This is a genomic window from Falsiroseomonas oryziterrae, assembly GCF_021864505.1.
In the GTDB taxonomy this organism is placed as follows: Bacteria; Pseudomonadota; Alphaproteobacteria; order Acetobacterales; family Acetobacteraceae; genus Falsiroseomonas; species Falsiroseomonas oryziterrae.
Map to the genome: position 1 here is coordinate 1 of NZ_JAKJIB010000716.1, position 549 is coordinate 549.

Here is a 549-nt window from a genome sequence, read left to right on the forward strand (position 1 = left end):
CGACGCGGCGGTCGGCGGCGAGCCGCGGATCCTCCTCCGGCAGCCGCGCCAGCACCAGGCGGGCGAGGTCGGCGGCGGCCGGCATCTGGAAATAGGCGTTCGACCCCTCCGGGATCCGCTCCAGCAGCCCGGCATCGGTCAGCAGCTTGAGGTGGCGCGAGAGCCGCGGCTGGGACTGGCCGAGCACGGCGCAGAGATCCGTCACGCAAAGCGGCTGACGGGCGCAGAGGGCGAGCAGCCGCAGCCGGGTGGGCTCGCCGATCGCCCGCAACTGGGTCAGGAGGGCATCCATGCGCTTGCAAATGGCATAAACATATCCTTATGTCCAGCACATGACCTGGTCGCTGGACGCCCGTATCCCCCTCGTGATCGTCCCGGACGCGGCCGCGCTCGAGGCCGCGCTGGGCGCGGGCAGGCCCGCGGCGGTGCTGGCCGAGGCCCCTCCCCCGGAGCGGCCCACCGGCGCCGTCGCGCTTGCCAGCTTCGACCTGTCTGGACCGACCCATGCCGCCGCCTGCGCCTGCTGCGGCGGGCGGAGCGCGGCCGCGG

1 protein-coding gene and 1 pseudogene are annotated in these 549 nt (G+C 74.1%); one reads left to right on the forward strand and one right to left on the reverse strand.

Annotation, left to right across the window (positions count from 1 at the left end; all coding sequences use genetic code 11):
* Positions 1-292 (reverse strand): ArsR/SmtB family transcription factor (locus tag L2I40_RS24305; protein WP_237217890.1); only part of this gene is annotated, 292 nt, incomplete at its 3' end.
* A 40-nt stretch (positions 293-332) separates the two neighbouring features.
* On the opposite strand from L2I40_RS24305, the pseudogene L2I40_RS24310 reads away from it, so the two are divergent.
* Positions 333-549 (forward strand): annotated as a pseudogene (locus tag L2I40_RS24310) (hypothetical protein); the annotation flags it as partial.